The following is a 9,812-nucleotide window of genomic DNA, read 5'->3' as shown; positions in this document are numbered from 1 at the left end:
GGAAATTTCTGTTTTTGTTCGGGAGTGAGTGCATCGCATCTTTCTTGTTTAATCCAAGAAACATCGGGAGAACGATTTGCACCGCTTGGCAATTTGAAGCAAGTTGAAGAATCGAAACAAATTCCCAGTTTGGTTTGTCGGTTCCAAATCACAAAATCAGCATTAATTTCAGAATTGTAACTTCCGGTTTCTCCTCCTGTCGGTGACACAATGATTATTTCTCCTTGGGCGTTGCGTTCAAATTTGACATCGGGGTTTTCGCGACACAGTTGATAAAATTGGTCATCGGTGATTTGGGCGATCGCATTAAAGTTGATGGTGGCTGCTATCATGGTATTTTATAGGATGCGTTGGATTTTTTGGGACGCAGATGAATGACGATGCAGATACTGTAAATATTAATCTGGTTAAAAGGTTTTGAGTTGACTTTTTTGTCCTTGCCTATTCTATTGTATCACATGATTATACTTAGTTTTTAATCGATTGATAGAGAAGTTTTTTGCAGGAAAGACTTACAGACATACCAATAATAAAAGGCAATGTTGATTTCACTAAATAATTTAGGAACTCCTTCTAGTAAACTGGCAAGTATCTGGCTTTTTAATTTGAGAGTATCAATCCCGATCGCCAAAAACAACAATCCCAAACCAACTAACAATATTTTGTAGGGAGTCAACTTAAGTTCTCGCTGAAAAAACCATCCATAGGAAGACAAAACAACAGCATACAGAAGACATACTCCCAGTTTGGGAATCCCTACCCCTATCATATATATATGGATTCTGTAAATTTCATTGAGCAGAAATCCACCAGTTAACAAGGCAGAAAATAAAATAAATTGATTGCCAAAATGGCGGGGGTGGCTACTTTTTGCTAATCCATAAGTGAAACTACAAACAATGACAGGTACAGCACATAAAATCTGGAAAGTCCGAGTTAATAATGCGACATTTGGATTGGGGGAAAAATAAGGGTTAAAGAATAAATCGCTGACTTTCAAACCCGAATATTGAGTGATAATTATCAACACTACCACCAGCAATAAGGAGAAACAATTTAATTTAACAAGAGAGCGAGAAATAGTCATAAGCGATTTACAGAAAAATGCGATTTGACCGTCGAAGCACAAAAAAAATTATATCACTCCACTAGGTCGGTTTTTTTGATAAACTAATCAGAGTCTTATCAAAACCAGGAGACAGTGATGCTGTCAGTCAAAGAAGCAGAAGCGATCGTACTAAATTTTGCCCAACCCCTTGACAATCAGCAGGATGTAGAAACTGTAGACTTGCTGGCTGCATCGGGGCGAGTTTTGGCCGCAACTGTCACAAGTTCCCTGGATTTTCCCTATTGGGATAATTCGGCAATGGATGGCTATGCGGTGCGGTTTGCTGATGTGGAAAATTGCAACAGTGACAAACCTGTCGCCCTTGAGATAGTTGAAGAGATTCCGGCGGGATATCAGCCTCAAAATACTGTACAACCTGGACAAGCGGCACGGATTTTTACGGGTGGGATGATGCCCCCAGGTGCTGATACGGTGGTAATGCAGGAGGAAACTAGGCGTGAGGGCGATCGTGTTTCGATCCTGGTTGCTCCTGGTAAACCTCAAGCTTTTGTCCGTCACCAAGGCGCTTTTTATCAAGCAGGAACTCCTTTGTTAAATCCGGGTACTGTTATCAATGCTTCGGAAATCGCAGTGTTAGCAACTGCACAGTGTATTCAAGTGCCGGTTTATCGGCGAGTGCGGGTGGCAATATTTTCTACTGGGGATGAATTGGTATCACCAGACCAACCTTTGTCTGCGGGTAAATTGGTAGACTCAAACCAGTATGCTTTGACTGTTTTGTTGACGCAAATGGGATGTGAAGTGATAAGATTGGGGATAATTCCCGATAATCAGCAGGAACTAACAAAAGCAATCAGTCAAGCTATTTCGACAGCAGATGTAGTGCTTTCAACTGGTGGGGTTTCGGTAGGAGAATATGATTATGTTGAGCAAATATTGGCGGATTTGGGAGGGAAAATTCACATTCGCTCTGTGGCTATTAAACCGGGTAAGCCTTTGACGGTTGCTCAGTTTAAACGAGATGAAAACAAATCGGATTCGGCGATGATGAGTTCTGATTGTCTTTATTTTGGTTTGCCGGGAAATCCGGTTTCAGCGTTAGTATGTTGTTGGCGGTTTGTGGTACCTGCTTTGAGAAAGATTGCTGGAATGGGCGCGGATGCTTGGGGGCCGGAGTTGGTGCGGGCTCGATGTCATGTTGAATTGCGATCGCAAGGTCAGCGGGAGACCTATGTTTGGGGTAAATTGTATTTAGTGGCGGGAGCATGGGAATTTGAACCAGCCAGTGGCAGCCAAAATTCAGCGAATTTAGTTAACTTGGCAAATACGACTGGTTTGGCAGTGTTACCACCAACGGAAACCTCGCTTTTAGCAGGAGAATTTGTTGATGTTTTAAAAGTTAGTCATTAGTTATTTAACTATGAGAATTTTAATTGTTGAAGACGATCCGATGATGCAACTGGGGCTAGAACAAGTTTTAGCGGATGCCCCAGATATAGAAATAGTAGGACAAGCAGAAGACGGCTATTTAGGAGTAGCAGCGGCACTGAAACTCAAACCTGATATTATTGTCATGGATATCGGTTTGCCACGGCTGGATGGGATAGCGGCGACGCAACAAATTAAAGCGCAATTACCCGATGTTCGAGTAGTGATGTTGACTTCCCATATGGCAGAAACTGAAATTATTGCATCTCTTTCTAGCGGTGCTGATGCTTATTGTATTAAAGGTGCTTCTGTGGATAGGTTGTTAGCAGCCATCGCGGCGGCGGCAGAGGGGGCTACATACCTCGATCCTCAAATCGCTCGCACTGTGATTGAACATCTTAAACCTCCAGCGCCTGTGTCTACAACTACTTTTGGTCAATTGTCGCAGCGGGAATTGGAGGTGTTAAGGTTGATGGTGGAAGGTAATACTAATCCTGAAATTGCTGCGGCGCTTTATTTGAGTCCAAATACTATTAAAACTCATGTTCGTGGTATTATGAATAAGTTGGCTGTAGACGATCGGGTGCAAGCAGCAGTTGTGGCGCTTAGAACTGGATTGGTTTAAAGTTGGCAGTTGGCAGTTGTCCGTTGGCTAACCAACAATCACAAATAACTACTAACAAATAACACATCACAAATAATCTATGTCTGAGTGGATAGAAATCGGTACAATTGTAGCAGCTCAAGGTTTATACGGGGAAGTGCGAGTATATCCCGATTCTGATTTCCCGGAAAGGTTTGTCGAACCGGGAAAGCGGTGGCTGTTGTTTCCTAATAAAACAGAACCAGAAGCGATCGAATTTTTGGGCGGTCGCTACATTCCGGGCAAAGGATTGTATGCTGTAGAGGTGGCTGGGGTGGAAGACCGGGATGCTGCTGAGGCGCTGCGGGGCTGCAAACTTTTTGTGCAAAAAGGATCGAGACCTTACCTAGAACCAGATGAGTTTTATGTGCAAGATTTGTTTGGGATGGAGGTTTTCAATCAATTAACCGGAGAACTGTTGGGGAAAGTCAGTGATATTATTCCCGCCGGAAATGACCTTTTGGAAGTTGAATTAAATCCCACTGAGGCGATAAAGGCGGCAGAATCGGAAGTAGCAGAAACTGTGTCTGTACAGGTTGAACACAAAGATAGTCGTCGCAAAAAACGTAAAACTCCTCGTGTTAAACCACTCCAAACAAAAAAGGTTTTGATTCCTTTTGTGAAAGAGATAGTTCCAATTGTTGATTTAGAAAAAGGTCGAATTGAAATTGTTCCTCCTTCTGGTTTGTTGGATGAAATTTAAGGAATCAGAAAGTTAAGTGACGGATTTTGTAATATTGTTGACCGTTGCATCGGAATGATTTAACCGCAGAGAACACAGAGGACACAGAGAGAGAGAATAGATAGATGAATAATTCAGATGAAGAGAGGATTTGATATAACGGATTTAAGGAATAAGGAATAAGGAATAAGGAATAAGGAATAAGGTTTAAAGTTCCCTAGACCTAATTCCCGGAATATTAATTATTTCCTTTATTCGTGTATCGGACTATCAAATAACTAATGGAAAGAGCGAAAATTGCTGTAGCTAAACCGATTAAGTCGGCGGCAGTTTTCTTTTCTAAATCGAGAATAATTATTTTACGAGAGACGGCGATTAAAGAAGTGACAATGACTAATTCTACTTGAATGACGTGCTTTTTCAGGTAAGCTGTAATATTTTCTAAGATTTCTAGCGCGATTAAAACATTTAAAAATAACCCAAAGATGACAAATAGCGTGTCTTTTAACAAAGTCTGGGGGTCATTGATTAATTCTTTTGCTACATAAATTAGCAAATCACAAACGCTGATGATAATTACCAAAATCATCGCCAGAGATAAAACTTTCGATACGACTACTTCTACATTTTCAGTAAAGTGCAGAAATTGTTCATCGCTGCCGAATTTAGAAAGTTGCCTCAGTATTTTTTTCAGCATACCCGTGACTTAATGATGATTTATTATTGATAATGTCATTGTCTGCTGTTCTTGGCAATCCCCTGTGTCTGGGGTTGCTTGATGAATTTTTGCCATAAAAAATCCTCAAACTATTGCTAAACGACAATATTTTGAGGATTTGAAGACTGGGTACGATCGCGGAGACAGTTTTCTTTCGTCAATAGAGAAGGATTATTGACTCCTAACTCGCGGCCAGCCTAGGGACAAGCAAGGAAGCTAAAAATTTAGCTTGGATGCTTTAGTAGCGACGAGAAGAGCGATTGTTGCCGCCGCCCCAGTTACCACCGGCATTAGAACCACCACGTTCTTCGCGGGGTTTTGCCTTGTTGACCTTAAGGTCACGACCCATCCATTCAGCACCGTCAAGGGCTTCAATAGCTGCTGTTTCTTCGGCTTCTGTGGACATTTCTACGAAAGCAAAGCCGCGCATCCGACCTGTTTCCCGATCGGCAGGTAACTGAACGCGCTTAACAGTGCCGTATTCTCCGAAAGTTTGGTTGAGGTGCTCCTGCGTAACTTCGTAGGATAAATTGCCGACATAAATTGACATTAAACATTCTCCAGAATTAGAGGGTGTAGAGAATTAAATCCGGAGGAACGCCGATCGAACGAACTATACTGCCGAAAATAAGCCTTATGAATAGATCATAGCACCTATCGCTCCATACTGCAATTATTTGGTGATAGTCGATCGAAAGGCAAAACCAAAAACCACCAAAAACCACCAAAAATCAATCAAACACAACCAATAAAAAAGCAAACAGAACTGAGGCAAAAGCTATGAATAAATAGGGTTTCTGACTCAACGTTGTGGGTTTAAACAGCAAATTTTTGTGCCTATAAATTAGAGTCAGGCCGATCGAAAACCTGGTTGCTTCGATCGGACTTAAAGGTGTAAAGCGGAAAAAATTGAGCTGAAAAAATTAACTCCGCGATCGAGAACTGACTGGAATGGGAGATTGGGTCCAATTAAACTCACCTACTTCCGCTTCAATTTCCGCCCCAACCCTCACCAACTGGACTGCACAAGCTTTTAACTCCGGTTGTTTAGAATCAGGACAACTTTCAGCATGAGTCATGGCGTTGGCTTCGGCGCCTTGGGCCCACAGAGAACCCCAGTGCATTGGTACAAATAGAGTACCAGGGGCGATCGCCTTAGTCACTTTTGCGGGAAACACTCCTTTACCACGGCGCGATCGAACTTCCAACAAATCCCCTTCCTTAATCTTCAAATTAGCAGCATCGCGGGGATGAATTTCCAAAAAGGGTTCCGGGTGCAATTGATTAATTTTGTCGGTTCTACCAGTGCGCGTCATGGTGTGCCAGTGTCCATAAACTCTGCCCGTGGTTAACACAAAAGGATAATTGGGGTCTGGAGGTTCAGCCAGTCCACGGGAATGATAAGCTGAAAATCTCGCCCGCTGGTCGGGAGTTGGGAAACGTGCATCAGTGTAAAGCCGCTTAGCTTCTTTGGCTGAATGCTTGGGTTCATTTTCCCGACAAGGCCACTGCTGAGGGCCTTCTTGGTGCAAGTATTCGTGACTGAGGCCTGTGACGTCGCAGGGCTGGCCCCGCGTTAACTGTACGAACTCTTGGTAAACATCACCACTGTTATTGAAAGCAAACTGTTCGGCAAAACCCAACCTGCGTCCCACCTCAGCGAAAATACTCCAGTCGTCGCGGGCTTCCCCTAAAGGTGTGTCGAAACCGATACAAAGACTAACGCGACGTTCGGAATTGGTCATCACTCCCGTTTTTTCACTCCACTGAGTTGCCGGTAAGAGGATGTGAGCGTAGGCGGAGGTTTCGGTGGGATAGTAAGCTTCTTGATAAACTGTAAAGGGCGATCGCAATAAAGCCGCTTTTGTCCGTTCCAAATCCGGCATACTCACTACCGGATTGGTAGCTGCAATCCACAACATCTCTACTTGGCCGGTTTCCAAACCCAAAATCATCTCCCAAGCAGTGCGGCCTGGATTGGGCGAAATACTTCCGGGTGTCAGACCCCACAATTGCTCTACTTGGGTTCTGTGTTGGGCATTTTTCACAGTTCGATATCCCGGTAATAGGTGAGAAAGTCCCCCTGCTTCCCGCCCTCCCATGGCGTTTGGCTGGCCTGTGAGGGAAAACGGGCCGCATCCCGGTTTGCCGATTTGACCGGTCATCAAGTGCAAATTAATTAGCGATCGCACCTTTGCCGTGCCTTCAGAGGACTGGTTAATGCCCATAGACCACAGAGACAAAACCCGCTGGGACTGTTGCCAATACTTAGCCGCGGTTTCCAAGTCTCCCACAGAAATGCCACAGCGCGAGGCTACGAATTCCGGCGTATAGGTGTTGACAACTTGCACAAACTGCTCGAAATGAACTGTGGATTCTTGAATAAATTTTGGATCTATGCTGTCGCTTTGCAACAGTAAATAGGCAATTCCATTGAGTAAGTCTATATCAGTACCTGGTTTGATTGCCAAGTGCAAATCCGCTGCTTCCGCCGTCGGAGTCCGCCTCGGATCTACCACAATCATCTTGACATGGGGATTTTTTTTATGGTATTTTGCTAAGCGATTGAAAACAATTGGATGGCATTCTGCGGTATTGCTACCAATAATAAAAGCGCAATCTGTTAATTCTAAATCGTCGTAACAGCAAGGCGGCCCGTCAGCACCAAAACTTTGCACGTATCCAGACACTGCTGAAGACATACACAGACGAGAATTGGCATCAAAATTATTAGTTCCCAGACAACCTTTAACCAATTTCTGGGCGACATAATAATCTTCTGTGATGAATTGACCGGAACCATAAACGCAGATACCATCGGTGCCGGTAGTGCTGCGAATTGTTTGGATGCGGTTGACGATCGCATCTAGTGCTTCGTCCCAGCTAGCGCGGCGGAACGGTTGATCGAGAGTATCTCGCATCATCGGATAAAGTAGTCGATCGGTGCGAATTGACTCTGCTACCGTTGCTCCCTTGACACAAACCATGCCCTGACTGGATGGGTGGTTGCGATCGCCCCGGACTTTCCAACCTTGGTTTTTGTCGGGAACAACTTCTAGACCACAACCTACACCGCAGTAAGGGCAAAGAGTTTTGATAGTTTCCATCTGCTAATTTATAGATGCTTGTTTTTTTAAGCTAATAGGTAATTGATAAACCGAATTTTTGCAAAAAACCCGGTATATCTTACCAATTAGCTATTTGCCAGTTTTAACTTCTAATTTACCACCATTACTGGGGCTAAAAGTTACTTGAAATTCAGCAGTTTTTTCAGCACCTGCTGGGGCACCGGCCGGAATTTGCAAAACGGGCAGAGGAGTTTCTTTGACGAAATCTTTAGCTGCTTTATTTGTAGGCTCGAACTGCACTATGTCCCCGTTTTGCTTCACTTTGACTCGATAAGTCAAACTTTCAGTAAAGGTGGGAGTTGTGCTCCAATTTTGGTCAATTTGTGCATATAACTGCTGTCCGATCGCATCGAGTTGCGCTTTGTCCGCAATCTGTGAGGTAGGGCTGGTGGTCGCAGCAGCACTCGGCGCAGTGATCTTAGCAGCACTAGGTGCAGTGGTCGCAGCAGCACTCGGTGCAGTGGTCGCAACAGCACTCGGTGCAGTGGTCCCAGCAGCACTCGGTGCAGTGGTTGCAACAGGACTGGGCGCAGTGGTCGCAACAGCACTCGGTGCAGTAGTCCCAGCAGCACTCGGTGCAGTGGTTGCAACAGGACTGGGCGCAGTGGTCGCAGCAGCACTAGGCGCGGTTGTCGTAGCAGCAATTGGTGCAGTAGTCGCAACAGGACTGGGCGCAGTGGTCGCAGCAGCACTAGGCGCGGTTGTCGTAGCAGCAATTGGTGCGGTTGTCGCAGCAGCACTCGGCGCGGTGGTAGCAGCAGCACTCGGTGCGGTTGTCGCAGCAGGACTCGGTGCGGTTGTCGCAGCAATTGGTGCAGCCGGAGTGGGAGGAGAACTAATTACCGCAGCCGCCGGCGCACTCGTTGCTGGTTCTGCTAATTTTTGTTTTTGCTGACTACCAACATGAGACATATTGACCGCAGCTAAAATACTCATCGCGAATAGCCAAGACACTCCTAGTACAGCGCCTTTGATTCGTGATGCTTCTGAGGGCTCCGAAGCGTGAGGTACAAATTCTGCGGGCGCCAACTTGGTTCTCGACTTTTCCTGCGGAACAGCGGCGGGTCTGAGGGCTGATTCGGGCAAGGGTGGGAGGGCGGTTTCGGTTTCTTCCTCGCCTTCTGTGTGGGCGTAGCGGGAGAACAAGAACTCTAAAGCAAAGTTCCGCAGTTCGTAGTATTTCGGATCTTCCATGATCCGCGTGCGGTTGCGGGGACGGCTGAAGGGAATGTGCATATCTTCCCCGATTTTAGCGGCTGGACCGTTGGTCATCATCACGATGCGATCGGATAAAAACAAAGCTTCATCGATATCGTGGGTAATCATGATGACGGTAATTTTGTACTCCCGCCAAATTTTGAGCAATTCTTCTTGCAACTCTTCCCGCGTAATTGGGTCTAGAGCTCCGAAGGGTTCGTCTAAAATCAACAGTTTGGGGCGAGTAGCTAGGGCGCGGGCGATCGCAACTCTTTGTTTCATCCCCCCAGACAACTGGCCTGGTCTTTTGTTGCTAGCTTCGGTAAGTCCCACCAATTCTAGGTGTTGCTGAACGATCGCATTGTGTTCCTCTGGGGACTTTTCGGCGTAAACAGTTTCAACGCCGAGGTGGATGTTTTCAGTAGCAGTCAGCCAAGGTAGCAGCGAGTAGTTTTGAAACACTACCATGCGATCGGGTCCAGGTTCAGTAATCCGCGCACCTTCGAGTGCAATCTCTCCTTCTGTCGGCCCGTTGAATCCGGCGATCATGTTGAGTAAAGTAGATTTGCCACAGCCGGAGTGACCGATCAAGCAAATAAATTCACCTTCATTAATCTGGAGGTTTACACCGTTGAGAATTACGGCAGGGCCTTTGGGAGTTTGGTAGACTTTTGATACGTCTTTAATCGACAAAAATGGTGTCGAGGTTTTGTCGTTGCTAGCTTTAGTTGTTTTTTGATTTGGGAGAGTTTGCATATTTTCAGAATGGGGGTTAGGGTTTTCTGGATTAGGCATAGGAAATGGGATGAAAATAGTGCAAGAGTTTTAAGTTGAAGAATTGGAATGGGCATCGGGCCTTTATAGCATCGGCAACAAATAACAAATGACAAATGACTAATGACTACTGACTACTGACTACTGACTACTGACTAATGACTACTGACTAC

General features: G+C 45.2%; 8 protein-coding genes and 1 pseudogene. 3 read left to right on the top strand and 6 right to left on the bottom strand.

What is annotated here, in order from left to right:
* Window positions 1-293, bottom strand: a pseudogene (locus ACBR23_RS04925) (Uma2 family endonuclease); the annotation flags it as partial.
* Window positions 294-475: 182 nt separating this feature from the next.
* On the bottom strand, window positions 476-1,087 hold the full coding sequence (locus tag ACBR23_RS04920) for a hypothetical protein (RefSeq protein ID WP_371113607.1): 612 nt from the start codon (window positions 1,085-1,087) through the stop codon (window positions 476-478).
* Between the two features lie 117 nt (window positions 1,088-1,204).
* On the opposite strand from ACBR23_RS04920, the gene glp reads away from it, so the two are divergent.
* The 3 genes from glp (at window position 1,205) to rimM (ending at window position 3,843) form a co-directional block, all read left to right on the top strand.
* Complete coding sequence (gene glp, locus ACBR23_RS04915; protein WP_371113608.1) at window positions 1,205-2,479, top strand: gephyrin-like molybdotransferase Glp; 1,275 nt, start codon at window positions 1,205-1,207, stop codon at window positions 2,477-2,479.
* Between the two features lie 10 nt (window positions 2,480-2,489).
* Window positions 2,490-3,122 carry a response regulator gene (locus ACBR23_RS04910; protein ID WP_371113609.1) on the top strand — a complete coding sequence of 211 codons (633 nt, stop codon included), beginning with the start codon at window positions 2,490-2,492 and terminating at the stop codon, window positions 3,120-3,122.
* Between the two features lie 79 nt (window positions 3,123-3,201).
* Complete coding sequence (rimM, locus tag ACBR23_RS04905; protein WP_371113610.1) at window positions 3,202-3,843, top strand: ribosome maturation factor RimM; 642 nt, start codon at window positions 3,202-3,204, stop codon at window positions 3,841-3,843.
* Window positions 3,844-4,060: 217 nt separating this feature from the next.
* Here rimM and ACBR23_RS04900 read toward each other — a convergent pair whose 3' ends face one another.
* The 4 genes from ACBR23_RS04900 to ACBR23_RS04885 all read right to left on the bottom strand — a co-directional run bounded on the left by ACBR23_RS04900 (window position 4,061) and on the right by ACBR23_RS04885 (window position 9,660).
* Entirely contained in the window at window positions 4,061-4,519 is a 459-nt protein-coding gene (locus tag ACBR23_RS04900) for a phosphate-starvation-inducible PsiE family protein (protein WP_371113611.1), read from the bottom strand.
* A gap of 259 nt (window positions 4,520-4,778) precedes the next feature.
* Window positions 4,779-5,090, bottom strand: a complete 312-nt coding sequence (locus ACBR23_RS04895) for an RNA-binding protein (RefSeq protein ID WP_341735986.1) — start codon at window positions 5,088-5,090, stop codon at window positions 4,779-4,781.
* Window positions 5,091-5,463: 373 nt separating this feature from the next.
* On the bottom strand, window positions 5,464-7,647 hold the full coding sequence (locus tag ACBR23_RS04890; protein ID WP_371113612.1) for a molybdopterin oxidoreductase family protein: 2,184 nt from the start codon (window positions 7,645-7,647) through the stop codon (window positions 5,464-5,466).
* A 90-nt stretch (window positions 7,648-7,737) separates the two neighbouring features.
* Window positions 7,738-9,660, bottom strand: a complete 1,923-nt coding sequence (locus ACBR23_RS04885; protein ID WP_371119148.1) for a nitrate ABC transporter ATP-binding protein — start codon at window positions 9,658-9,660, stop codon at window positions 7,738-7,740.
* Between the last annotated feature and the right edge of the window lie 152 nt (window positions 9,661-9,812).

The organism is Microcoleus sp., from assembly GCF_041354475.1.
Classification (GTDB): domain Bacteria; phylum Cyanobacteriota; class Cyanobacteriia; order Cyanobacteriales; family Microcoleaceae; genus Microcoleus.
This window is presented reverse-complemented; position numbering and strand designations above follow the sequence as displayed.